This window comes from Novosphingobium sp. FW305-C-111, assembly GCF_058783565.1.
Genome location: NZ_JBYSYP010000002.1, coordinates 195,803 through 218,906, shown reverse-complemented (window position 1 = coordinate 218,906; position 23,104 = coordinate 195,803). Strand labels below are relative to the sequence as shown.

20 protein-coding genes are annotated in these 23,104 nt (G+C 67.0%); 6 read left to right on the top strand and 14 right to left on the bottom strand.

Annotated features, from left to right (window positions below; genetic code table 11):
• Positions 1-89 precede the first annotated feature (89 nt).
• Positions 90-506, top strand: a complete 417-nt coding sequence (locus tag AC3WLD_RS03600) for a GtrA family protein (RefSeq protein WP_492555553.1) — start codon at positions 90-92, stop codon at positions 504-506.
• Here the strand turns inward: AC3WLD_RS03600 and AC3WLD_RS03595 are convergent.
• The 4 genes from AC3WLD_RS03595 to AC3WLD_RS03580 are packed head-to-tail and all read right to left on the bottom strand — an operon-like array spanning position 503 to position 4,408.
• On the bottom strand, positions 503-1,240 hold the full coding sequence (locus tag AC3WLD_RS03595; protein ID WP_492555552.1) for an SDR family oxidoreductase: 738 nt from the start codon (positions 1,238-1,240) through the stop codon (positions 503-505). The two genes, AC3WLD_RS03600 and AC3WLD_RS03595, sit on opposite strands and share 4 nt — an antisense overlap.
• Positions 1,237-2,559, bottom strand: coding sequence for an FAD-binding oxidoreductase (locus AC3WLD_RS03590; protein WP_492555551.1), 1,323 nt, complete (start codon positions 2,557-2,559; stop codon positions 1,237-1,239). Before AC3WLD_RS03590 ends, AC3WLD_RS03595 begins: the two co-directional genes overlap by 4 nt.
• Complete coding sequence (locus AC3WLD_RS03585; protein WP_492555550.1) at positions 2,556-2,984, bottom strand: GtrA family protein; 429 nt, start codon at positions 2,982-2,984, stop codon at positions 2,556-2,558. The genes AC3WLD_RS03590 and AC3WLD_RS03585 overlap by 4 nt, the downstream gene beginning before the upstream one ends.
• Entirely contained in the window at positions 2,981-4,408 is a 1,428-nt protein-coding gene (locus AC3WLD_RS03580) for a UbiA family prenyltransferase (protein ID WP_492555549.1), read from the bottom strand. Before AC3WLD_RS03580 ends, AC3WLD_RS03585 begins: the two co-directional genes overlap by 4 nt.
• 184 nt (positions 4,409-4,592) lie before the next feature.
• Between AC3WLD_RS03580 and AC3WLD_RS03575 the strand changes: the two genes are divergently transcribed.
• Together AC3WLD_RS03575 and AC3WLD_RS03570 are read left to right on the top strand one after the other, a co-directional pair.
• Positions 4,593-5,855, top strand: coding sequence for a hypothetical protein (locus AC3WLD_RS03575; protein ID WP_492555548.1), 1,263 nt, complete (start codon positions 4,593-4,595; stop codon positions 5,853-5,855).
• Positions 5,856-5,953: 98 nt separating this feature from the next.
• On the top strand, positions 5,954-7,192 hold the full coding sequence (locus tag AC3WLD_RS03570) for a sialidase family protein (protein WP_492555547.1): 1,239 nt from the start codon (positions 5,954-5,956) through the stop codon (positions 7,190-7,192).
• Positions 7,193-7,199: 7 nt separating this feature from the next.
• On the opposite strand, the gene AC3WLD_RS03565 is transcribed toward AC3WLD_RS03570, so the two are convergent.
• Positions 7,200-8,249 (bottom strand): sialidase family protein, encoded by a 1,050-nt coding sequence (locus AC3WLD_RS03565; RefSeq protein ID WP_492555546.1) that lies wholly within the window; start codon positions 8,247-8,249, stop codon positions 7,200-7,202.
• Between AC3WLD_RS03565 and AC3WLD_RS03560 the strand changes: the two genes are divergently transcribed.
• Positions 8,242-8,616 (top strand): hypothetical protein, encoded by a 375-nt coding sequence (locus AC3WLD_RS03560; RefSeq protein WP_492555545.1) that lies wholly within the window; start codon positions 8,242-8,244, stop codon positions 8,614-8,616. The two genes, AC3WLD_RS03565 and AC3WLD_RS03560, sit on opposite strands and share 8 nt — an antisense overlap.
• A 123-nt stretch (positions 8,617-8,739) precedes the next feature.
• Here the strand turns inward: AC3WLD_RS03560 and AC3WLD_RS03555 are convergent, their stop codons facing one another.
• From AC3WLD_RS03555 to AC3WLD_RS03535, 5 genes are all read right to left on the bottom strand, one after another.
• On the bottom strand, positions 8,740-9,639 hold the full coding sequence (locus AC3WLD_RS03555; protein WP_492555544.1) for a glycosyltransferase family 2 protein: 900 nt from the start codon (positions 9,637-9,639) through the stop codon (positions 8,740-8,742).
• A gap of 12 nt (positions 9,640-9,651) precedes the next feature.
• The gene (gmd, locus tag AC3WLD_RS03550) at positions 9,652-10,722 is read right to left on the bottom strand and encodes a GDP-mannose 4,6-dehydratase (protein ID WP_492555543.1); all 1,071 of its coding nucleotides are present in this window, start codon (positions 10,720-10,722) and stop codon (positions 9,652-9,654) included.
• Between the two features lie 87 nt (positions 10,723-10,809).
• The gene (locus tag AC3WLD_RS03545) at positions 10,810-11,388 is read right to left on the bottom strand and encodes an LptA/OstA family protein (RefSeq protein ID WP_492555542.1); all 579 of its coding nucleotides are present in this window, start codon (positions 11,386-11,388) and stop codon (positions 10,810-10,812) included.
• A gap of 5 nt (positions 11,389-11,393) precedes the next feature.
• Positions 11,394-12,038 carry an LPS export ABC transporter periplasmic protein LptC gene (locus tag AC3WLD_RS03540; protein ID WP_492555541.1) on the bottom strand — a complete coding sequence of 215 codons (645 nt, stop codon included), beginning with the start codon at positions 12,036-12,038 and terminating at the stop codon, positions 11,394-11,396.
• 12 nt (positions 12,039-12,050) lie between these two features.
• The gene (locus tag AC3WLD_RS03535; RefSeq protein WP_492555540.1) at positions 12,051-12,668 is read right to left on the bottom strand and encodes a ribonuclease D; all 618 of its coding nucleotides are present in this window, start codon (positions 12,666-12,668) and stop codon (positions 12,051-12,053) included.
• A gap of 57 nt (positions 12,669-12,725) precedes the next feature.
• Here AC3WLD_RS03535 and ung point away from each other — a divergent pair, with 57 nt between their 5' ends.
• Positions 12,726-13,409 carry a uracil-DNA glycosylase gene (gene ung / locus AC3WLD_RS03530; RefSeq protein WP_492555539.1) on the top strand — a complete coding sequence of 228 codons (684 nt, stop codon included), beginning with the start codon at positions 12,726-12,728 and terminating at the stop codon, positions 13,407-13,409.
• 6 nt (positions 13,410-13,415) lie between these two features.
• On the opposite strand, the gene AC3WLD_RS03525 is transcribed toward ung, so the two are convergent.
• Complete coding sequence (locus tag AC3WLD_RS03525; protein WP_492555538.1) at positions 13,416-14,009, bottom strand: hemerythrin domain-containing protein; 594 nt, start codon at positions 14,007-14,009, stop codon at positions 13,416-13,418.
• Positions 14,010-14,122: 113 nt separating this feature from the next.
• On the opposite strand from AC3WLD_RS03525, the gene AC3WLD_RS03520 reads away from it, so the two are divergent.
• Positions 14,123-15,229 carry an acyltransferase family protein gene (locus AC3WLD_RS03520; RefSeq protein WP_492555537.1) on the top strand — a complete coding sequence of 369 codons (1,107 nt, stop codon included), beginning with the start codon at positions 14,123-14,125 and terminating at the stop codon, positions 15,227-15,229.
• Positions 15,230-15,288: 59 nt separating this feature from the next.
• Here AC3WLD_RS03520 and AC3WLD_RS03515 read toward each other — a convergent pair whose 3' ends face one another.
• The 3 genes from AC3WLD_RS03515 to AC3WLD_RS03505 form a co-directional block, all read right to left on the bottom strand.
• Entirely contained in the window at positions 15,289-16,725 is a 1,437-nt protein-coding gene (locus AC3WLD_RS03515; RefSeq protein WP_492555536.1) for a glutamate synthase subunit beta, read from the bottom strand.
• A gap of 13 nt (positions 16,726-16,738) precedes the next feature.
• Positions 16,739-21,379, bottom strand: a complete 4,641-nt coding sequence (gene gltB / locus AC3WLD_RS03510; protein WP_492555535.1) for a glutamate synthase large subunit — start codon at positions 21,377-21,379, stop codon at positions 16,739-16,741.
• A gap of 180 nt (positions 21,380-21,559) precedes the next feature.
• A complete protein-coding gene (locus AC3WLD_RS03505) occupies positions 21,560-23,071 on the bottom strand; it encodes a hypothetical protein (RefSeq protein ID WP_492555534.1) in 1,512 nt (503 codons plus the stop codon).
• Positions 23,072-23,104: the final 33 nt, after the last annotated feature.

Below are 23,104 nucleotides of genomic sequence, written 5' to 3'. Positions count from 1 at the left end.
AGGCCGGTGAAGCGCCGGGGGCAATGACCGTTACGCCCTTGTCGTTACACAAGCGCACCCGAACGACACCTGACAACACACAAGGCGACATGAAGGCCCAATCGATCGATCTCGCCAAGTACTGCACCTTCGCGATGGCCGCGGGGGCGGCCAACCTCGTGACGCAGGAGCTGGTGGTGCAGGCAGTGCCCTCTTGGCCGGTGATGCTCTCGATCCTGGCGGGCACCGGGGTGGCGTTCCTGGTCAAGTATGTCGGCGTCAAGCTGTGGGTCTTCGCCGACCCGTACCACAGCCACGGGCACGAGGCGCGCAAGGTGGTGCGCTATGCGCTGCTCGGGTTCCTCACCACGACGATCTTCTGGGCGATCGAGCTTGCCGCCTGGTGGATCTGGCGCGACCCGCAGATCAAGTACGCCGGCGCGGTCATCGGCCTCGCACTCAGCCACGTCGCCAAGTACTTCCTCGACCGCGATTACGTGTTCAACCGTGCGCCGGAAGCCGCCTAGAGGCTTGTCTTCTTGAACACGAACTCCGGAATGTGGCGGATGACCATCATCACCGCCCACCAGACCGGGCGGACCCAGACAACGTTGCGACGCTTCGCCACCGCCTTATAGATCGCGTTGCCCACTTCCTCGGGATGCGCGGTGAGCGGCTTGGGCAGCGGCATGCCCTCCGTCATCTTGGTATAGACGAAGCCCGGCAGCACCGTGACGACGTGGACCCCGGTCTTGCCGAAGCGGTTGCGCAGGCCCGAAAGAAACGCGGTGAAGCCCGCCTTGGCCGAACCATAGACGTAGTTCGACGCGCGGCCGCGCACCCCGGCGACCGAGCTGATCCCGACCAGCGTCCCGCTGCCCCGCACGGCGAAACGGTTGGCCAGCACCGCAAGGATGCTCGCCGGCCCTTCGAAGTTGGAGCGCATGACCTGCGCCGCCGCCACCGGATCGGCCTCACTCGCCTTCTGGTCGGGCATGAAGCCGACCGCGCAGACTGCAACGCCCGGCAGCTCGGGCAGCGAATCGACGAACCCGGCGTGGCTTTCCAGCGCCAGCGCATCGAAAGCGTGTGCGGTCGCGGACACGTTGTAGCGGACGGCGAGGTCCTTGCAGTCGTCGGCCAGGCTCGCCGCATCGCGCGCCGCCAGCTGGATCGGATGACCTTCCCTCGCGAAGCGGTGCGCGGCCGCGCGCGCCATGTCCGATTTCGCGCCAAGAATCAGGACGGGTTCCTTGCTCACAGTCCAAGCCTTTCCGATTGCAGCGAGCGAAACCGCGGCTTCGCGCCAGAGGCGTCGCGATAGGCGCGAAATGCTTCCACCCGGTTATCGCTGGCAGACAAAGTTGCCGCGCTCATCCGGCTGTCCTTGGCGAGGTACTGACGCCCGCCGTGCGCGATGACGATGCGGTCGAGCGTCTCGAACAGCGCCCGGGTCCGTTCCGATACCGGGAAGTCGAGCGCGAGCGTGTAGCCGGGCATCGGAAACGACATTCCGCCGCCGCCTTCGCCGAACCGCTTGAGCACGGCCAGGAACGAGCCGAGTCCGGCGCGCGAGATCGCCTCGAGCAGGGCGGTCAGCCCGGCTTCCGAGCGCTCCAGCGGCAGCGCGCACTGGAACTGGGCGAACCCCGGCTTGCCATAGATCCGGTTCCAGTCACGGATGGCGTCGAGCGGGTAGAAGTAGCTGTCCCAGTCGACCACCGCGTGCCGCCCCTTGGCCTTGCCCGCGGCGTAATAGAGCTGGTTGAACAGCCGCACGGTCAGCCCGTTGAGCGCGAAAGCGGGGAAATCGATCGGCACCGCCAGCTTCGGTCGTTTCTTGCCGGCAAACGGCGCGGCCTGTTTCGCGGGTGGCAGGTCGGCCAGCTTCGCATGCTCGCCCAGCATCACCAGCGAACGGCCGAGCGCCTTCCCCTTGGCCAGGCAATCGATCCACGCCACCGAATAGGTCGCGTCCTGCGAAGCCTCGAACGCCGCCATCGCCGCGGCGAGGTTGTCGGCAGGGATCGTGGTCTGGCGGATCCACGCACTCTCCACGGCGCGCAGCCGGATCGCGGCGCGCAGGATCACGCCGGTCAGGCCCATGCCGCCCAAGGTCCATTCGAACAGCTCGGCATTCTCGCTGCGCGAACAGCGCCGCACGGTCCCGTCCGCGCCCGCGAGATCCAGCCAGTCGACGCAGTTGCGCATCGAGCCTTCGCCATGGTGGTTCTTGCCGTGGACGTCGGCGGCGATCATCCCGCCAAGGGTCACCAGCTTGGTGCCGGGGGTGACCGCGGGGAACCAGCCGCGCGGCAGGAAAGTGGCGATCACCTCTTCCAGCAGCACGCCCGCTTCGGCAACCAGCACGCCTTCCGAAGCATCGAACGCCAGCATACGGCCCATGCCGCGCATCGCCAGCGTCTGTTCGCGGTTGAGCGCACTGTCGCCATAAGCGCGGCCATTGCCCCGCGCGATCAGCGCCCCGTCAGCCAACGCAGAGGTGACGTCTGTTTGGTCGCGCGCACTGCTGACCGCGCAATCGGCCACGGGAAAGCGGCCCCACCCCGACAGCTTCATGCCGGGGTCCTTGCCGTGCCCAGAATGTCGGCGAACACGAACCGGCGGTCGAGCCGGTACTTGACCACATAGCCGATGGCGAGGCCCAGCACCGCGCCGGCCTCGCGCATGGCGTCGGTCTGCCAGACCAGCCAGAAGGCGGTCTCCATGCCCCAGAAGATCGCGGTCGTGATCAGTCCCATCGCGGTGTAGAGGCCGAAGCGCTTGCCGTCCTCTGCCGCCGTCCTGGTCGCGGCGTAGAAGATCCAGCGCTTGTCGAGCAGGTACTTGACCACCAGCCCGGCGAGCGTCCCGGCGCCGAGCGCGATCACGAACAGCACCGGCCCTGTCCCGAACGCCAATACCCCGCGCTGGACGCCGAGGTTCACCAGCGTCGCGATCACCGCGAACAGGCTGTAGCGCAGGACCAGTTCCCACAGCTTCACAGGACGGCGCTCGCGACGAAGCAGGCCAGCACCAGCACCCCGCAGACGAGGCTCTTGCGGTCGGTCACCGCATAGACCACCGGATCGTCGTGCATGTCGCCGCGCGAGGCGACCATGACCATGCGGCTGATCCAGTAGAGCAGGATCAGGCACGCGCCCCACAGTCCGGCCGGCTCGCCATAGAGCGCCGTGACCGTGGTGGAATTGAGGTAGAGCGCCAGCACGAGCACGGAGACGTAGCCTGCCGAGATCGCCATCTGCTGGACCAGCGGCAGGTCGTCCTTGATGTACCCGCGCCCGGCGATCTTGACCGAGCCGCTGGCGATGCCGCCGACCAGCTCCGCCTGCCGCTTCACCGCCGCCAGCGACAGGAAGAAGAAGATCGAGAAGGCGAGCAGCCACATCGACACCGGGATGTCCGTCGCCACCCCGCCCGCCAGGATGCGGATGGTGTAAAGCCCGGCGAGCACGCAGATATCGACGATCAGCTTGCGCTTGAGATAGAACGAATAGGCGGTGGTCGCGAGGTAGTAGGCGAGCATCACGCCCAGGAATTTCGGGCCGAGCAGCGCGGCAAGCCCCGCCCCGGCCAGCCACAGCAGCAACGCCATCCACGTCCCGTGCGCGATCGGGATCGCCCCGCTGGCGAACGGCCGCTTGCGCTTGCGCGGGTGCGCGCGGTCCGCCGCAAGGTCGAGCAGGTCGTTGACCACGTAGACGCTCGAGGCGATCAGGCTGAACGCGAAGAACGCGATCACCGCGTCTAGGATGGCCGACGGATCGAAGCGGTGGGCCGCCACCAGCGGCACGAAGATCAGGAAGTTCTTGAGCCACTGGTGCGGCCGCGCCGCCTTGGCATAAGCGCGCAGTGCTGGTCCGGCGGTTTCGATGTGGTGAGTCTCGATCCCCAGTGCATCGGCCTTGCCGCGCAGGCCGCGGCTGGGCGAAACAGTGACGGCGCGGTGCGCCTCGGCCCAGACGGCGAGGTCGGCCGGATGGTCTCCGGCATAGGCGAAACCGCCCTTGCCGTATCGCTCGGTCAGGAACCGGGCCTTGTTGCGGCCCTTGAGGTTGGTCGTCTCGTCGGAACCGTGAACCTCGTCGAACAGGCCGAGATGATCGGCCACCCGCTGCGCCAGGGCGGCGTTGCTGGCAGTGACCAGCGCCGTCTTCCCGCCGTCTGCGCGCCACTGGCGGATGTAGGCGAGAACGTCTTCGTTCCACGGCAGGGTGGTGCAATCGACATCGGCGAGCGCGTTCAGGCGCGTCTTGAGACCGGCCTTGCCGCCCTGCAGCGCCAGTAGCGCCCGGGGAAGCGTCGTCCAGTTCCGGCCCATCGCCGACCAGAACGTCTCGTACAGCATGTCGGAGCGCAGCAGGGTGCCGTCGAGGTCGACGGCCAGGACGCGCGGGGTCTCGCTCATGAGGCAGGTCGGGAAATGGGAGGCATCAGGGACGGCGGCACCGGCAGTAGTTCAGAGCAGCCCCGGACGTAGCATCGCGAGGCGGCCCGAGGCCAACGGAATTTGTGCGTTGCGGTATCGCTTTATGCTCCTGTAGGCAGGACCGGTCCGGACCATGCCGGGCGCAAGCGGGGTTCGGAGTGCGATGACGACACTTGTGGGCGTTCTCCAGAAAATCAGCGATCGGACATTCGCGGTGGCGGCGGCGGCCATTGTGGTGCTGACCGCCGCGGTCCTCTGGCGAATCGGCTACCTCAACGAAATCCCCAGTCACACCGAGGACGCGTGGCTGATCCTGCGCGGCGCGATCGATCCCGATGAGACGTATCGCCTGCCGCTCGGTTATCCGGGGTTCCTCGCGCCGTTCCTTGCCGGATTGCCCGAAGCCGCGGCGGTCAAGACGCTCAATTTCCTCGCCTATCTCGTTTTTCTCGCCCTGGCATGGCGATGGCTCGCAAGCGGCGGGGGGCGGCGAAGCGGGCTCGAGCGCGTACCTTCGGCGGCGTTGCTGGCGGTGCTCGCGGCGGCCCTGCTGGTCCACCCCTATGTGATGCTCAGCCTGTCGCGGACGAACGAATCGATCCTCGCCGGCGCGCTGTTCATGGGCCTGGTCCTGCTGATGACCCGCCGTCCGACGCTCGGTTCGGCGTTGCTCGCGGGGCTGCTGCTGGGGCTGTCGATGCACGTCCGCGCCAACGGCGTGTCGATGGCCCTGCCGCTCGGGGTGTGGCTGCTGTGGGGAGAGAGCGCCCGCGGCTGGCGCGAGCGACTGCGCCTTGCCGTGCCGCGCGGGGCGGCGCTCGCCGTAGCCGGAGGCGGCGCGTTCGCGCTGTTCAGCATGGCCGTCGCCGGCGTGCCCGACTATCGCCCGAGCAACGGTGGCTACAACCTGTTCGCGGCGACGAATGCCTATTCCTGGGATGAGATCCTGCGCAACCAGAACGCGGAATATGCAATGCGCAAGGCGCTCCCGGAACACGGGGTCGACTTCAAGCAGCGCAACTTCGTGCCGCAGGAGCAGTACGTCGCCTGGGCCAGGGAGTATGCGGTCGCGCATCCGGGAGAGGTAGTGCGGCTGACCGCGCTGAAGGCCATGACCTTCGTCGCGCCGCGACTCGCCAACGCCAATTCTCCGGCCAAGGTCGCGCTGCAATTCTTCGCCGCCGGGTTGTTCTGGATCTCGTTCGGCTGGACCGCGCTCGCGTTCCTGCGCCGCCGCCGATGGAGCGACGGGATGCTGCTGCTGATCGTCGCCAGCTATGCGATCCCGTTCATCCTGACCAACGCCGACCCGCGCATGCGCTTCCCGCTGGACCTGCTGTTCTACGTCCAGCTCATTGCGCTGGCTTTAGCGGCCGCGGCGAAGCGCTTCGGCAGCGCGGGAGCGGAGGCTGCGCGCGGCACCTGACCCTCGATAGCACCATTTTGGACAAAAACTAACTTTAGATAGGCCATAAGTATATATACTTAGACGCACCTAACGACCGGACAGTGGTGGGGTGCATCGTGCGCAAGGGTTTCTGGGGAATCGTGCTTGCGACAGCGCTTGCGGGATGCGGCGGCGATACGGGATCGGGCAGCCAGGCCATGCTCGCGCTCCCGGCAAGCCAGGTGGTGCAAGCCGCCCCGGCCCCGGTGGCCACCGCGACCACGGCGGCGACGCTGACCATGACCGAACTGGTCAACGACAGCCTCGTCCTCGACCCTGCGGTGCCCAGCCTCGACAGCGCCAAGTATGGCCCGCGCACCTTCCAGGGCATCCCGAGCATTGCCCGCGTCGGCAGCCGGTTGTGGGCCGCCTGGCTCGGCGACATCTCCGCAGCCAAGTGGGAGGCGCCCGGCAACTTCCTGATCCTCGCCTATTCCGACAACGACGGTAAGAGCTGGTCGCGCGAGTTCTACCTCGTGCCTAAGAACCCGGTGACCGACCGGACCGGCGACCCGCGGCTGTGGCTCGCGCCCGATGGCAAGCTCTGGGTGCTGTACTTCCAGTCCGGCGGCGGGATGAACATTGACGGCCAGCTCGGCGCGTGGGTGGCGGTCATCTCGAACCCGCTTGCGACCATGCCGACGTTCGAGCCCGGCTTCCGCCTCGCAGACGGTGAGCCGAACATGCCCTTCCAGTACCAGGGCCGCTGGTACATCCCGATCGACTATCTCGGCGGCAACCCGACGCGCTTTCGCGACCGGTTCGGCAAGCACATCTATGCGTTTGACTGGGCGAACCGGCAAGTGACCAAGGTCGCCACCGTTCCGCAGACGCCAAACGCCGACTTCAACGAGATGAACTTCGTCGAACGCAAGGACGGTAGCCTGCTCAACCAGAGCCGCAGCTTCGGCGGCATCGTGCAAAGCATCGCGCCGGCCGGGACGTTGACCTTCCCGGTCCCGACCTTGTGGGGCTTCTACCCTTCGATCCCCTCGCGCCACGTTCTCTCGCGCTCGCCATCGGGCCGGCTAGTGATGATCTACAACCAGACCGATAACGGTGCCGGGCGTACGGACATGACCATCGCGCTGTCGAATGACGACGGGAAAAGCTGGCCGTACCGCGCGATCTTCGACGCGCGGCAGCAGGTTTCGTATCCGGAGGTCACCTACAGCCCGACGGGCAAGATCCAGGTGATCTATGACCGCGGGCGCAACGGCGCCAAGGAAATCTGGCTGTCGGAAATCGACGAGGATTCGGTGGTGCGGGGCCGGGTCAAGTCGGCCCTCCGCCTGGTCAACGTGCCGGCGAAGTAGCGCGCGCCTACTGCTTGTTGACCAGCCTGACGGTCACCTGCGGGGTGCCCTTCACGATCGATTCCTCGTTGATCCGGGTGTACCAGATCTCCTTGTAGCCATTCCGGCCCCGGTCCGAGATGACCAAGATGTCGCCATTCGCGGCAAAGTCGATATCCGGATAGGATACCTGCGGGCGGCTGTCGAAAACATGGTGGAACGGCCAAGTTGCGCCGTCGTCGTCCGAAAGGGCGATCGCCATGTCGGTCCGGCCCGCACCGTTGTTGGTCTGGTTGTAGATCATCATCAGCCGCCCCGACGGCGTGCGCGCAAGCGAGTGACGCGACGGGATCGACGGGTAGAACAGCCAGCGGCTGAGCGCGTTGAAGGTCAGCGAACCGATACCGGTGCTCGTCGACTGGTAGATCCCGTCGTAGCTGCGCGACTGGGTATAGAGCCGCCCGTTCCTGAGCTCGACGTAGTTGTGCTCGTTGAAGTCCGCGTTCGGCGTCTTGGGCACGGTCGAGACCTTGGTCACCCGCTTGTTCGCCCAGTCGAATGAATAGATGTGCTTGCCGGCGCGCTCAGGAAAGCGCTTCGGATTGCCGTTGATGTAATCGACCGGGAGATACCACTGGTTCCGGAATTTGAAGGGACGTGCCGGGAGCCCGTCGGTCAGGTGGAATCCAGGCTCGAACGACGGCGTCGCCGCCAGCGGATCGGTGATGATGTTCGCCCAGACGCCGAGCTGACCGTCGAGCACCATGCCGCCGCCGGACTGGCAGTAAAGCACCCACAGCTTGCCATCGGGCGCAAGCCAGAGGCGGGGATCGCACGTCCGGTCCGTGACCGGGTTTTGCGGCACCAGGTAGTATTCGCGAGACCAGTTGACCCCGTCGTCATCGCTGTAAGCCAGGATCAGGAAATTGCCCGTGGCCTCCCACTTGGCCGCGGTCGCGTCGCCCAGCCAGACCGACCAGATCCGGTTGCCGACCCGCGCCATGCTCGGGATGCCTTGGAACGTGCGCTTGCCATAAAGGCTGGTGTCGATGCTCGGCACCGCAGGAAACTTGACCAAGCTGTCGTTTGCCGTGGTCGGCACCGGAGTGGGAGTCGGCGTCGGTGTCGGGGTGGGCTTCGGAGTGGGCGTTGGAGTCGGGGTCGGCTCCGGTGCTGGTGTCGGCCCTGGGCTGGGGCTCGGCGCGGGGGCCGGCGTTGGGGTCGGTGACGGAACCGGCGTGGGTGAAGGCGACGACGGACTGGGTGACGGAGCCGGGCTGGGCGCGGGCGCGGGCGTCGGCGAGGGCACCGGGCTCGGCAGGGAAATCGGCGATTCGCTACCGCCGCTGCCTCCGCCGCACCCGGCAAGAACCAGCGCCATCGCCGCGCTTGTCAGCAAACCTGCTCGCATCTGCCCGATATTCCTTTTCCGGACAGCCGCTTAAGTGCGATCCGCCGAACCTGTTAATAGCACCGCCTTCTAACCGTCGACAGCGGGTTAGAAAAGGATGTTAACCTTGGATAACGTCCGTTCCGGGACAGGATATGCGGAAAGTCACGGAGTCGGGTCAGACGTCGGTTTGGTTGGCGACGGTCGTGCCGTATCGATTCGGCCTTTGGACCAGCAGGCGCAGGTAGGGCGCGACCCGATGGCGCAGCCCGGCCAGCGGGCGCGAATCGTGGAGCGCAACGAATCGCCGCCAGTCGCGGGCATGGACCTTGCGGTCTTCCGCCCAGCGCTTCTTCAGGCGCGCCGCCAGGCCGAGCGTTTCGTCGTGCGATGACCCAGATACCGAATTGGCCGCACAGGTTCCGCCGACGCGGCTGGCTAGAAACATCGGCACGCCCGCCTTGCCGGCGCGGAGGCCGTAATCGAGGTCGCCGTAGATATGCTCGAAGTCCGGGATCAGGTTGCCCAGCCGGGCTTCTGCCGCCGCCGAGACCAGCACCACGTTGCCGCTTACCGTGTCCGCCGGGATCGGCCTGCCCTCGGGCGCAAGGAGCATCATCCGCAGTGGCTTGCCCGACGGGTCCGGGCGGACCTGCGCGCCGTAGGTGATGGTCTGCGCCCCGGGTTCGCGAACCGCGGCCGAAACGATCACCGCTTCGCCGCGCGTCACGCAGGCATCCGCGTCCTCGACCAGCATCGCCAGCGTGCCCTCTTCGAGCACGACGTCGTCGTTCAGCCACAGGTAGAAGTCGAACGGTCGGCCCGAAGCCTTGGCGCTGTCCCAGGCGAGTCGCATCCCGCCGTTCCAGAACAGCGAGCCGTCGCCGCGGACGACGTTGGCGGCGGGCAGCAGCGCGCGCACGGCATCGCCGGTGCCGTCGCTCGAACCGTCATCGACGAGAAACAAGCCGGACGGATCGAACAGCGGCTCGCGGGCCAGCCGCTCGAGGCAGGCCACGGTCAGGTCCCGCCGGTTGAAGCAGGTCATCAGCACCGCGATCCGGGCGGGTGCAGGCATGATCCCGGCTCCTCAGGCGTCCTTGGCGATCGGCGCGTCCTGCATCACCGCGAGGTCGGCGAGGACCATCTCGCGGGCGAGGTCTCGCGGAGAGGTGTCGTGCTTCCAGCCGAGCTTCTGCTGCGCCTTGGTCGGATCGCCGATCAGCAGGTCGACTTCAGTCGGGCGGAAATAGCGCGGGTCGATCTCGACCAGCACCTTGCCGGTCTTGCGGCAAATGCCCTGCTCTTCGAGGCCGGTGCCCTTGAAGTCGACGTCGATGCCGACGTCCTCGAACGCCCAGCGGACGAATTCGCGGACCTCGGTCGTCTCGCCGGTGGCGAGGACATAGTCGTCGGGCTCATCCTGCTGGGTCATCATCCACATGCCGCGGACGTATTCCTTGGCATGACCCCAGTCGCGCTTGGCGTCGAGGTTGCCGAGGTAGAGCTTGTCCTGCCGGCCGAGCTTGATCGCCGCGGCGGCCCGGGTGATCTTGCGTGTCACGAAGGTTTCGCCGCGCAGCGGGCTCTCGTGGTTGAAAAGGATGCCGTTGGAGGCGTGGATGCCATAGGCCTCGCGGTAGTTCACCGTGATCCAGTAGGCATAGAGCTTGGCCGCGGCATACGGGCTGCGCGGATAGAACGGCGTGGTCTCGCGCTGCGGCACTTCCTGGACGAGGCCGTAAAGTTCCGAGGTCGAGGCCTGGTAGAACCGGGTCTTCTTCTCCATGCCGAGGATACGGATCGCCTCGAGCAGGCGCAACGTGCCGATCCCGTCGGCGTTGGCGGTGTATTCCGGGGTCTCGAAGCTGACCTGGACGTGGCTCTGCGCGGCGAGGTTGTAGATCTCGTCCGGCTGGGTTTCCTGGACGATCCGGATCAGGTTGGTCGAATCCGTCAGGTCGCCGTAATGCAGCTTGAAGCGCTGATGCGGGGTGTGCGGGTCTTGATAGATGTCCTCGATCCGGCCGGTGTTGAACGACGACGAGCGCCGCTTCATTCCGTGAACGGTATAACCCTTTTCGAGCAGAAGCCTGGCGAGATAGGCGCCATCCTGTCCCGTCACGCCCGTGATCAGGGCAACCTTGCCGTTGTCAGACAAATTCCAATGCTCCGCTTGTCCCGTCCGCGACGCAACTTAGCCGCGAACGATTATGTTGCAATGCAAAAAACCCTTAAGGGCGCGCGTTCAGTTACGGCTGGGCACGCTGAAGGTCCCCGACACGCGGCCACCGCCGCGGCTGGGGCCACCGATTGCCGAGGACGAACCGCCGGCCCGGCCGTCGACGCTCGACACGCCGCTCTTCAGATCGATGACCAGCCGGCCGCCGTTGAGCGTGTCGCTGCCGCGCCGCAGCGCGACATTGCCGACCATGGTGATGATTCGTGCGTTGAAGTCATAGACGGCGACGTCACCGCGGGCGGTTTCCCCGCCGCGCGAGACAAACACCCCGCCGGTTGCATCGATGCGCTGGATCTTGAGGCTGCCCGCGTCGGTGTAGGCGACCGTGGTGCGGGCGGCGCGCAGGCGCAGGTTGTCCTGCGTGATGTCGACGTTGCCCGACAGCACGACGCGGTTCTGCCTGTCCTGGAGCTCGATCCGGTCCGCCGCATAGTTCACCGGCGCGTTGGAATTGTGCCCGCCGATGCCTTGGGCGGCGATCTGCTGCGCGCCCGCGATCAGCGCGGCCGCGCCGGCGAAACCGATCGCGAAATGGCGCAAGGGGCGATTGCCGCGGACGGCCTGGAGAAGGGTTTGCTGGGTCATGTCGGTCAGGGCATCTGCAACTTGCCGGGCTCCATCCGCAGGCGGGCGTTGCCGTCGAGAGTGACGGTACGCTGCGACAGGTCGGCGATTATCCGGTCGGCGGAGAAAGTGCCAGCAGGAATCCGGCCTTCGACCCGCCCGCGGCTCATCATCCGCTTGGCGGTGACGTCAATGTTCATGTCCATCGCGGTCATCCGGTAGCCGTCGGCAGTCTGGAAGTTGACCGGCCCGAACACGTCGATCTGCTCGCGCGAATAGTCGTAATTGCCTGATCCGGCGGTGAGGATTGCCGGGCCATCGGCGAGGAGGATGCGCGCGACAAGGTCGTTCATCGCCACCACCGGGGTCCGCGCGGAACGCTGGACGGCGCCGCCCGCAGTGATCGAGAAGTTGCGTCCCTCGTCATCCTGGCCGCGGTACATGGCGTTGCTGACCTTGAGCCGGTCTTCGACCACGGCAACCTTGTTGCGGTCGAGCAGGAAGCTGATCTCGCCGCGGGGCGACAGGGGGGCAAGGATCATGACCGCGGCAAGCACGCCGATCGCCATCGGCAGGCCGACCGCGAGGGTGCGGACGAGCTTGTCGTGGAAGCCCCCCGGCGCGGCGAAGTGCTGGCGGCGGCTGCGCTGGATATCGGCCTGGAGGGTCATCCCGCGCGAGGCCTATTCGTGGCTGAAGATGTCGCGGTCGGCCCAGCCGGCGATGTCGAGCAGGGCGCGCGTCGGGAGGAAGTCGAAGCACGCCTGGGCGATTTCGGTGCGGCGCTCGCGGGCTAGGCGCTCGACGAAGATCGCGTGCATCTCGTGGAGGTAGCGCACGTCTGACGCGGCATATTCCTGCTGCGCGTCGCTGAGCGTCGGCGCGCCCCAGTCGCTCGATTGCTGCTGCTTGGAGATTTCCTTGCCGAGCAGCTCGCGGACCAGTTCCTTCAGGCCGTGCCGGTCGGTGTAGGTGCGGGTCAGCTTGGAGGCGATCTTGGTGCAGAACACCGGCCCGGCCATGACGCCGAGATAGTGCTGGATCGCAGCGAGGTCGAAACGGGCGAAATGGTAGAGCTTGAGCCGCGCAGGATCGGCCAGCACCGCCTTCAGGTTCGGCGCGGCATAGTCGCTGCCGACCTTGAAGCGGACCAGGTGCTCGTCGCCCTTTCCGTCGGAAATCTGCACGACGCAGAGCCGGTCGCGCGGGGTGATGAGGCCCATCGTTTCGGTGTCGATGGCGATCGGGCCGGGAGCGAGCACGCCCTCGGGCAGGTCTTCTTCGTGGAGGTGGACAGCCATTCCCATCCGCTTAGGCGCTTGCCCGGTGATCGGCAAGCGGTCTAACCCGGCCCGGCGATGACCGGAACCGTCCTGCCCGAATCCTGGCGCCCCGCGCTCGAGCCCCTCCTTGCGCAGAAACCGATGCGCCAGCTCGGCGGCTGGCTGGCGGCCGAGGAAGCGGCGGGCAAGACGATCTATCCGCCGCGGGGCAGCCGCCTCGCCGCGCTCGACCTGACCCCGCTCGACGCGGTCAAGGTCGTCATCCTCGGGCAGGACCCCTACCACGGACCGGGTCAGGCACACGGCCTCGCATTCTCGGTGCAGAAGGGCGTGAAGGTGCCGCCGAGCCTGGTGAACATCTACAAGGAGCTGGAGAGCGATCTCGGCTTGCCCCGTCCGGACCACGGTCATCTCGAAAGCTGGGCGCGGCAGGGCGTGCTGCTGCTCAACAACGCGCTGACGGTGGAGGCGGGGCAGGCGGGCAGCCACCAGCAGCGCGGCTGGGAAGAATTCACCGACGCCGCAGTCCGCGCCGTCGCTGCCCGCGCCGAGCCGACGGTGTTCCTGCTGTGGGGCAGCCACGCCCAGAAGAAGGCGGCGCGGGTGCCGGAACTGGCAAACGGGCCGCATCTCGTGCTCAAGGCCCCGCACCCCAGCCCGCTTTCGGCGTACGCGGGCTTTTTCGGCTGCCGGCATTTCAGCCAGGCCAACGCCTTTCTCGAGGCGCACGGGCGCGGGGCGATCGACTGGCGGGTGTGAAGCGGCTCAGTTGAACGGCTTCAGGCGGATCTTCTTCTCGATCTCCGCACCGGCCTTTTCCTCAGCCTTGCGGCGTTCGAAGACGGTGCGCATGTGCTTGCGGTCGGCCTGCGACAGGTGCTTCTCGCTTTCCACGAACTGCTCCTGCTCCTCCTCGCGGATGTGGTGGAGGTATTCCTCCTTGACCTTGGCGAAGCGGCGCAGCCAGCCCGGCGAGGCCATGTCGCGAGCGGCGAGGTCGGCCAGCATCTTGTCCATTTCCTTGTGCTCGCCAACGGCGTGGCGGGCATATTCGGTGGTGTCGGGATTGCGCAGGACCGTGGACCACAGCGCCTGCTCCTCGGCGGCGGCGTGCCCCTTGATCTCGTGGACCAGTTCCTCGAACAGCGCCACGCGCTCCTCGCTCTTGCCCTGCGTCTCGCCGATCATCGCGAACAGCGCGCGGTGGCGGTCGTGATCCTCGACGAGCCGACCGAAGATGTCGGGATCCCCGCGATAGGTGGTCGCGGGCGTGCTGCCGATCGGGGCGGCGACGTCCGGCGCGATCGCGCGGGCCTTTTCGATCGCGGCGTGCTTCGCTGCGGCGGCGGAGGTGGACATGGCGGATTCCTGAGTTGTTTCGTGTTGCTCCCTGAAAGCGGTATCGCCGCGCGAAGTTCCCGGCGGGCAAATAGCGCTTGCAAGCGCCGCGCCGATGCCGGAAGCGGCGAAGCATGCCATCGCTGATCAAGCAAGCCTTCGCCCTCGGCTGGCGGGTCGCCGTCCCGCTCGATCCGGGGGCTTTCCGCTTCTTCCTGGCGATGCTGGTGTTCATCCACCATTTCAGCAGCTTCGCGCTTGGCGGCTACGCCGTGTACGTGTTCTTCGTCCTGTCGGGCTACTGGCTCCAGCGGATGTGGGACGAGCGTTACCGCCACACCCGCGCGGCGTACCTGACCTATATCGTTAGCCGGATCTGGCGCCTTGCGCCGGTGATGATCCTCATCAACATAATCACGATCCTGCTGCTGCCGCTGGTCGGGGTGCCCGAAGACAAGGTCTTCGCCAACTCGCCGCTGCACCTCGCGTTCTCCAGCGCGTTCATGCTGGGCTATGCGTGGCTCGATTACCTGCCGGTCGGGTCGGCCTGGTCGCTCGACGTCGAGATGCAGTTCTACGTCCTCGCGCCCTTGCTCTCGGCGATCCTCGCGGCGCGCCTGCCGCTGCTCAAGGGGGCCGCGTGGATCGTGCTGGTGGTGCTCGCAGCCGGGGCGATTTCGCTGGCGAGCATGGGCCTCGAAGTGCCGTCGCTCCCCAAGTACATCCTGTTCTTTGTCGCCGGGATGGCCGCAACCCGGATCGAATGGTCGAACACCGGCCGCTGGGCCGCGATTTCGGCGGGGCTGTTCGTGCTCCTGGTGATAGGCGTGTTCCTTTCGCCGTGGCGGGGAATGCTGATCGTCGGCGGGAACCCGGGGCCGCTGGCGGTGTGGAACTCGCCGTTCAACGTCGTGCTGGCGCTGATCACCATCCCCTTCGCGATGTACACCACCTCGCGCCGCAGCGACGGGCCCGACAAGATGTACGCGGACCTGTCGTACATCCTCTACCTGCTCCACTGGGTGGCGATGCAGTGGTTCTTCACCTTCGCCGGTGCCCCTACGCGGGTCCGGCTGGCGGTCGCGGCGGCGAGCTTTGCCGCGGTGCCGCTCGGCTCGTGGCTGATCTGGCGGTTCTACGACAAGCCACTCAACCGCATGCGTTCGCGGTGGGTAGCCTCGCGGATGGTCGGACCGCCCGAACCGGTGGCCCGGATCGAGCGCGAGCCGGCGATCAACTAGGCCAAACGAAAAGGGCGCCCGCGATGGGGCGCCCTTCGTGTCGACGAACTTCTCCAGCCTCAGCGCGGCAGTTCGCTCACCCCCATCAGCGCCTCGTCGACCGCGCGGGCGCACTGGCGGCCTTCGCGAATCGCCCAGACCACCAGGCTCTGGCCGCGGCGCATGTCGCCGCAGGCGAACACGTTGTCCACGCTGGTCCGGTAGTCGAAGACGTTGCCCTTGACGTTGCCGCGCGGGTCGAGCTCGACCCCGGCTTGTTCGAGCAGGCCCTGCTTGCGCGGCCCGAGGAAGCCCATCGCGAGGAAGATGAGGTCGGCCTTGAGCGTGAATTCGCTGCCCTGAACTTCCTGCATCTGGCCGTTCGCCCATTCGACGCGGACGCATTCCAGGCCGGTGACGTTGCCGTTCTCCCCGATCACGCGCTTGGTCAGCACCGACCAGTCGCGCTCGCAGCCTTCCTCGTGGCTCGACGAGGTGCGCAGCTTGAGCGGCCAGTCCGGCCAGGTCAGCGCCTTGTCTTCCTTTTCGGGCGGACGCGGCATGATCTCGAGCTGGGTGACGCTTGCGGCACCCTGGCGGTTCGAGGTGCCGACGCAGTCCGAACCGGTGTCGCCGCCGCCGATGACGATGACGTGCTTGCCGGTCGCAGTGATCGACCCGCGCGGCGCGGCGCGCAGTTCGTCGTCACCGGCGTTGCGCTTGTTTTGCTGGGTCAGGAACTCCATCGCGAGGCGCACCCCGGGCAGCTCCGCACCGGGGATCTGGAGCATGCGCGGGTCCTCCGCACCGCCCGAGAGGACGATGGCGTCGAAGTTTTCCTGGAGCGATGCGAACGAGATGGTCACGCCCACTTCCACCCCGGTGCGGAACTGGACGCCTTCGGCCTCCATCTGCATCGCGCGGCGGTTGATGAGGTGCTTCTCCATCTTGAAGTCGGGGATGCCATAGCGGAGCAGCCCGCCGACCCGGTCGTTCTTCTCGAACACCGTCACCGAATGGCCGGCGCGGGCCAGCTGCTGGGCGGCGGCAAGGCCCGCCGGTCCCGAACCGACGACCGCGACCGACTTGCCGGTCTTCTGCGCCGGAACCTGGGGCGTGATCCAGCCCTGCTCCCATCCACGATCGACGATCGCGCATTCGATCGACTTGATCGTCACCGGCTGGTCGATAATGTTGAGCGTGCAGGCCGCCTCGCACGGGGCGGGGCAGATGCGGCCGGTGAATTCGGGGAAGTTGTTGGTCGAATGGAGGTTCTCGACCGCTTCCTGCCAATCCGCCTCGTATACCAGGTGGTTCCAGTCGGGGATCTGGTTGTTCACCGGGCAGCCGTTGTGACAGTACGGAATGCCGCAGTTCATGCAGCGCGCAGCCTGCGCCTTCAAAGACCCCTCATCGTGCGGGACGATGAATTCCTTGTAGTGTGCGAGCCGCTCGGCCGGATCGCGATAGCCGCGGTCCTTGCGGTCGATTTCGAGGAAACCGGTAGCCTTACCCATTGTCTTGTAACCTTTATTCCGCAGCGACCGAGGCAGCTTCGAGGCGTTCGGCCTCTTGCTGGCGGAGCGCGCGGGCATAATCGCGCGGCATGACCTTGACGAACTTCGCCAGCGCCGCATCCCAGTCGTCGAGCAGCATGCGGGCGCGCTTACTGCCGGTGTGGAGGTGGTGGCGTTCGAGCAGGATGCGCAGGCGCTCCGCGTCATGGCGGAGCATGTCGCCCATGCCATAGTCGTCGACGCCCACCCCGCGCTGCTGCGGCCGGCCTGCACCATCCTCGGCATCGCGCTCGGCCGAAATCGGCAGGAGGTCGACCATCGCCGGGTTGGCCAGTTGCCCGAACTGCCCGGCCTCGTCGAACACGTAAGCCACGCCGCCCGACATGCCCGCGGCGAAGTTGCGCCCGGTCTTGCCGAGCACGACCACGACGCCGCCGGTCATGTATTCGCAGCCATGGTCTCCGGTGCCCTCGACCACCGCGATCGCGCCCGAGTTGCGGACCGCGAAGCGTTCGCCGGCGACGCCGTTGAAATACGCCTCGCCCGCGATCGCGCCATAAAGCACGGTGTTGCCGACGATGATGTTCTCGGTCGGCTCGCGGCTGACATGGCCCGGCTGGCGGACGATCACCCGTCCGCCGGACAAGCCCTTGCCGACATAGTCGTTGGCATCGCCGGTGAGGTCGAGCGTCACGCCGTGGGCGAGGAACGCGCCGAAGCTCTGCCCGGCGACACCGGTCAGGCGAACCTGGATCGTGTTGTCGGGCAGGCCGCGATGGCCGTACTTCCGGGCCACTTCGCCCGACAGCATGGCGCCGACCGTGCGGTTGACGTTGATCACGCTGCGTTCGATCCGCACCGCCTCGCCCTTCTCGAGGGCAGGAGCGGCAGCGGCGATCAGGTCGTTGTCGAGCGCGTTCTGCAGCCCGTGATCCTGCGTCCCGCTCCAGTTGAGGGTCGTGCCGGGGACCGGCTCGACCTGGTGCAGCAGCTTCGACAGGTCGACGCCCTCGGCCTTCCAGTGGTGCACGGCCTTGCGGGTGTCGAGCCGGTCGACCCGGCCCACCATTTCGGCAACGGTGCGGAAGCCCATCTCGGCCATGATCGCCCGCAGCTCTTCGGCGACGAAGAAGAAGTAGTTGATCACGTGCTCGGGCTGGCCGGTGAAGCGGGCGCGCAGGACCGGGTCCTGGGTGGCCACGCCGACCGGGCAGGTGTTGAGGTGGCACTTGCGCATCATGATGCACCCGGCCGCGATCAGCGGCGCGGTGGCGAAGCCGAACTCGTCCGCGCCGAGCAGCGCCGCGACCGCGACGTCGCGGCCCGTGCGCAGCCCGCCGTCCGCCTGCACGCAGATGCGGCTGCGCAGGTTGTTGAGCAGCAGCGTCTGCTGGGTCTCGGCAAGGCCGATCTCCCACGGCGAACCCGCGTGGGTCAGCGAGGTCAGCGGCGACGCGCCGGTCCCGCCTTCGTAGCCCGAGATCGTGACATGATCGGCGCGTGCCTTGGACACGCCCGCAGCCACGGTGCCGACGCCCACTTCGGACACCAGCTTGACCGAGATTCGCGCACCCGTGTTCACGTTCTTGAGGTCGTGAATGAGCTGGGCGAGGTCTTCGATCGAATAGATGTCGTGGTGCGGCGGCGGCGAGATCAGGCCGACGCCCGGGGTCGAGTGGCGGGTCTTGCCGATGGTCTTGTCAACCTTGTCGCCGGGCAGCTGGCCGCCTTCGCCGGGCTTCGCGCCCTGGGCCATCTTGATCTGCACGTCGTCGGCGTTGACGAGGTATTCGGCCGTGACGCCGAATCGGCCCGACGCGACCTGCTTGATCGCCGAGCGCATCGAATCCCCGTTCGGCAGCGGCTTGAAGCGCGCAGGGTCCTCGCCGCCCTCGCCGGTGTTCGACTTGCCGCCGATCCGGTTCATGGCGAGCGCCAGCGTGGTGTGCGCCTCCCACGAGATCGAACCATAGCTCATTGCGCCCGTGGCGAAGCGCTTCACGATCTCGCTGGCCGGCTCGACCTCCTCGAGCGGCACGGGATTGTCCGCCTTCTTGAGCTCCATCAGGCCGCGGATGGTCAGCATGCGTTCGGACTGGTCGTTGATCGACTGGGCGAACTCGCGGTACTTTTCCGGGGTCTTGCCGCGCACCGCGTGCTGCAGGTTGGCGATGTTCGCCGCGGTCCATGCATGCTGCTCGCCGCGCAGGCGCAGCTGGTACATCCCGCCGACGTCGAGCATCTTCCGGTAGACCGGGTTGTCGCCATACGCGACCGCGTGGCGGCGCACGGTTTCCTCGGCCACTTCCTTGAGGCCCACGCCCTCGATCGTGGTGGCGGTACCGGTGAAGTACTTGTCGATGAATGCACTCGACAGGCCGACCGCGTCGAAGATCTGCGCGCCGCAGTACGACTGGTAGGTCGAGATGCCCATCTTGGACATGACCTTGAGGATGCCCTTGCCGATGGCCTTGATGTAGTTCTTCTTCACATCCTTGGGATCGAGCGGCAGGCCCTTGTCCTGCCGGATCTGCTCGAGCGTCTCGAACGCGACGTAGGGGTTGATCGCCTCCGCGCCGTAGCCCGCGAGGACGCAGAAGTGATGGACCTCGCGCGCCTCGCCGGTCTCGACCACAAGGCCGGTCTGCATGCGCAGGCCCTGGCGGACGAGGTGGTGGTGAACCGCCGCAGTCGCCAGCAGCGCCGGCATGGCGATGCGGTCGGGGCCTTGGGCACGGTCGGACAGGATCAGGATGTTCTTGTCGGCGAGCACGCACTCGGTCGCCGCCCAGCACATCTCCTTGATCGCCATCTCGAGCCCGTCGGCCCCGGATGCGGCATCCCAGGTCGTGTCGATCGTGGCGGTGCGGAAGGCACCGTCGAGCGCGCTTTCGACCGAGCGGATCTTGGCGAGGTCGGCGTTGGTCAGGATCGGCTGGTCGACCTCGAGCCGCTTGTGGCTGCCGGCGTCGTGGCCGAGCAGGTTCGGGCGCGGCCCGATCATGCTGACGAGCGACATGACCAGTTCCTCGCGGATCGGGTCGATCGGCGGGTTTGTGACCTGCGCGAAGTTCTGCTTGAAGTAGTCGTAGAGCAGCCGCGAGCGGTCCGAAAGCACCGCGATCGGGGTGTCGGTGCCCATCGAACCGATCGGATCCTCGCCCATCGCCGCCATCGGCTCGAGGAACTTGATCACGTCTTCCTGCGTGTACCCGAAGGCCTGCTGGCGATCGAGCAGCGAGGTGGTTTCCTCGGGCAGCGCGTGCTCTTCCTCGTCGACGACTTCGAGGTCCTTGAGCTTGTACTGCGCCTGCTCGAGCCACTCCTCGTAAGGCTCCGCCCCGGCGAGCTGGGCCTTGAGCTCCTCGTCCTCGATGATCCGCCCCTCGGCGAAGTCGATCAGCAGCATGCGGCCCGGCTGGAGCCGCCACTTGCGGACGATGTTGTCTTCCTTGATCGGCAGCACACCGCTTTCCGAGGCCATGACCACGAGGTCGTCGTCGGTCACGCAGAAGCGCGCGGGACGCAAGCCGTTGCGGTCGAGTGTCGCACCGATCTGGCGGCCGTCGGTGAAGGCGACGGCGGCCGGGCCGTCCCAGGGCTCCATCAGCGCAGCGTGGTATTCATAGAACGCGCGGCGCTTGGCATCCATCAGCGGGTTGCCGGCCCAGGCCTCCGGGATCAGCATCATGATCGCGTGAGCCAGGCTGTAGCCGCCTGCCAGCAGCAGTTCGAGCGCGTTGTCGAGGCTGGCGGTGTCGGACTGGCCGTGCGGGACGATCGGCCACAGCTTGTCGAGATCGGGGCCGAGCAGCTCCGATTCCATCGTGCGGCGGCGGGCGTTCATCCAATTGACGTTGCCGCGCACGGTGTTGATCTCGCCGTTGTGGGCGATGAAGCGGAACGGGTGCGCCAGCTTCCAGCTGGGGAAGGTGTTCGTCGAGAAGCGCTGATGGACGAGCCCGAGCGCCGAAACGCAGTCGGGATCGCGCAGGTCGTCGTAGAACGACCCCACCTGGGTTGCCAGCAGCAGGCCCTTGTAGACGATGGTCCGGCTCGAGAAGCTGGGCATGTAAAGCTGGGTCACGCCCGGCAGGCCGTGCTTCTCGGCCATCGCCGCGAGCGGGTTCTGGGTCTGCTTGCGGATGGCGAGCAGCTTGCGCTCGAACGCGTCCTGGTCCTCGGTCGCGGTGCCGCGCTTGATGAAGCACTGCCGGATGACCGGCATCGATTCGACAACCGTCTTGCCAAGCCCGTCGAGCGTGGTCGGCACGTCGCGCCAGCCGATCAGTTCCTGGCCTTCCTTCGCGATGAACTTTTCAAAGGTCTCGATCACGAAGGCGCGCGCGGCGTCTTCCTGCGGCAGGAAGCACATGGCGACGGCATAGTCGCCCGGCTGGGGCAGGTCCTTGCCCGCGCCGGCGGCCCACTTGCGGAACAGTTGGTCGGGAATCTGGATCAGGATGCCCGCGCCGTCACCCAGCAGCGGGTCTGCGCCGACCGCGCCGCGATGGTCGAGGTTGTGCAGGATTTCCAGCGCCTGGCTGACGATCGCGTGGCTTTTCGCGCCCTTGATATGGGCGACGAAGCCCACGCCGCAGGCGTCGTGTTCATTGCGCGGATCGTAAAGGCCCTGGGGCGAAGGGAATCCCATTTCGAAATCAGTCCTGCGTCGAAGGTTGTTGCAACCGCACGCGACTCACATCGCCCGGCAGGCGACGAAAATTGCGCGAGGGTCCCCCATGACTGCAGGAATGTTTTTTTGCAACTGCGAGCAGCAGCGCAATCGTAGTAATTGGCCCGCCTGCCGTAGTTTACGCCGCCGGCACCCGGGTCAACGCGCCCCCGACATCCGCTGGAGCGTGGCGAGCGCCGCTCGCAGTGCGCGGTCGGCCTCCTCGCGATCAAGGCTCGACTGGCCGGACACGAGCGGCTGGCGCGTTGATTCGCCCGGCTGCTGCCCCGCCGGGGTTGCGGCGTGGCCCGGGAATATCACCACGGGTTCGGCACCCGGCGCCTCGACCGGCTCGTCGATCCGCACGAACATCTGCCGCCCCGGTGCCTCCGCCGGTTCAGGCGGGGACGGCTCGTCCGCCGCATCTTCCACGGTCTCCGGCTGGCGGATCACGGGCACGCTCAGCAGCGAGGAATAGCCGCCTGCAGCCGTGTCTTCCGCCGCGAGGATTTCGTCCTCGGCATCCGCAGGCACGACTTGGCTCGCCTCGGCCGGCGTTTCGATGCGAAGGAACCGCGCCGCCTGGGCCGGCAGTTCGAGCGCATCGTCGTCAGCAGCAGGGATCCACGGGGCGGGAGTTACCGGCAAGGTCACCACGGGCGCTTTCTCGAAGCGGGCGATGGTCGGGGCAGGAGCAGGCTGGGGTGCGACGGTCGCGGGGGCGGCCGCAGGGAGGGCGGTCGTCTCGGGTTCAGGCTCGCGCACCTCGGACGGCCGCGGTGCCGTGCCGCCAAGCGTGCGCAAGGCTTCGGCAAATCCTTCGGGAGCGCCCGATTCGGGATAGCGCTGGCGGTGCTCGCCGATGGCCAGCGCGAGCCGTTCGACGAGCTGGACCACGCCAAGGGTCTCCAGCGGTGCCGCAGCGACCGGCGAGGCGGCGCGCACAGCGGGCGTCGGGACCATGGCGGCTGCCACGGGGACAGCCATGACAGGCATAGACTGCGCAGCAGTCGGCTCGGGCGCGACCACCGCCGGAGCTTCGACAGGCTCCTCGACAGGTTCGGCAATGACCGGTTCTGCTACGAGCACCTCTTCGCCTCTAACCGTGCCCTCGCTCTCGATCTCCGCGAACAAGGTGGACAGGTCGAGCGGCATGACCTCCCCGGAACCCGGCACAGGGACGATGTCGCGGTGCTCGGCCGGCTGGGTCTCGTCGGTGACGGCGAGCGCACGGCGGCGGCCGGGAAAGGGCGTCTCGGCCATTTCAACGGGTTCGGGAGCGGGCAGGTGCTCACTCGCGCTGAACGGGCGGCGCGGCGGCGCGTCGGGATGGCTGTCGCGGGCCCGCACCGTGGGAACGGACGATGGCGCGTGCTGGCGCAAGACCGAGGCCGGGCGCCGCCCGCCGATTCGCCGGCCGATGGCGAAGCCGACCAAGGCACCGGTCGCGGTCAGGACCAGCGCCACCAGCGCCTGTGCGGTAAACCCGAGCGGCGGGGCAGCCGCCGGGATCACAGCAGGCAGTCCGCTTGCCGATACCGCCTCGCTGAGCATGGCGGCCGGAACCGCAAAGCTGCCGAGCCCGAGCAGCGCCGCGAACCACAGGGCGACGACAACAGGGAACAGGCGGTGCCTTGTAACCGGCGTTTTCTTGCGCTGCACCATGGTCACCTTCGGCCCCGTCTCGTTCTTCCTGCACCTTTT

What these genes read in the sequence shown, in the direction of transcription:
- AC3WLD_RS03555 (WP_492555544.1), bottom strand. Translation starts at nt 9,639, where the DNA reads ATGCCTGCACCCGCCCGGATCGCGGTGCTGATGACCTGCTTCAACCGG.
- AC3WLD_RS03515 (WP_492555536.1), bottom strand. Translation starts at nt 16,725, where the DNA reads ATGGGTAAGGCTACCGGTTTCCTCGAAATCGACCGCAAGGACCGCGGC.
- ung (WP_492555539.1), top strand. Translation starts at nt 12,726, where the DNA reads ATGACCGGAACCGTCCTGCCCGAATCCTGGCGCCCCGCGCTCGAGCCC.
- AC3WLD_RS03575 (WP_492555548.1), top strand. Translation starts at nt 4,593, where the DNA reads ATGACGACACTTGTGGGCGTTCTCCAGAAAATCAGCGATCGGACATTC.
- gltB (WP_492555535.1), bottom strand. Translation starts at nt 21,379, where the DNA reads ATGGGATTCCCTTCGCCCCAGGGCCTTTACGATCCGCGCAATGAACAC.
- AC3WLD_RS03520 (WP_492555537.1), top strand. Translation starts at nt 14,123, where the DNA reads ATGCCATCGCTGATCAAGCAAGCCTTCGCCCTCGGCTGGCGGGTCGCC.
- AC3WLD_RS03580 (WP_492555549.1), bottom strand. Translation starts at nt 4,408, where the DNA reads ATGAGCGAGACCCCGCGCGTCCTGGCCGTCGACCTCGACGGCACCCTG.
- AC3WLD_RS03545 (WP_492555542.1), bottom strand. Translation starts at nt 11,388, where the DNA reads ATGACCCAGCAAACCCTTCTCCAGGCCGTCCGCGGCAATCGCCCCTTG.
- AC3WLD_RS03590 (WP_492555551.1), bottom strand. Translation starts at nt 2,559, where the DNA reads ATGAAGCTGTCGGGGTGGGGCCGCTTTCCCGTGGCCGATTGCGCGGTC.
- AC3WLD_RS03525 (WP_492555538.1), bottom strand. Translation starts at nt 14,009, where the DNA reads ATGTCCACCTCCGCCGCCGCAGCGAAGCACGCCGCGATCGAAAAGGCC.
- AC3WLD_RS03540 (WP_492555541.1), bottom strand. Translation starts at nt 12,038, where the DNA reads ATGACCCTCCAGGCCGATATCCAGCGCAGCCGCCGCCAGCACTTCGCC.
- AC3WLD_RS03600 (WP_492555553.1), top strand. Translation starts at nt 90, where the DNA reads ATGAAGGCCCAATCGATCGATCTCGCCAAGTACTGCACCTTCGCGATG.
- AC3WLD_RS03535 (WP_492555540.1), bottom strand. Translation starts at nt 12,668, where the DNA reads ATGGCTGTCCACCTCCACGAAGAAGACCTGCCCGAGGGCGTGCTCGCT.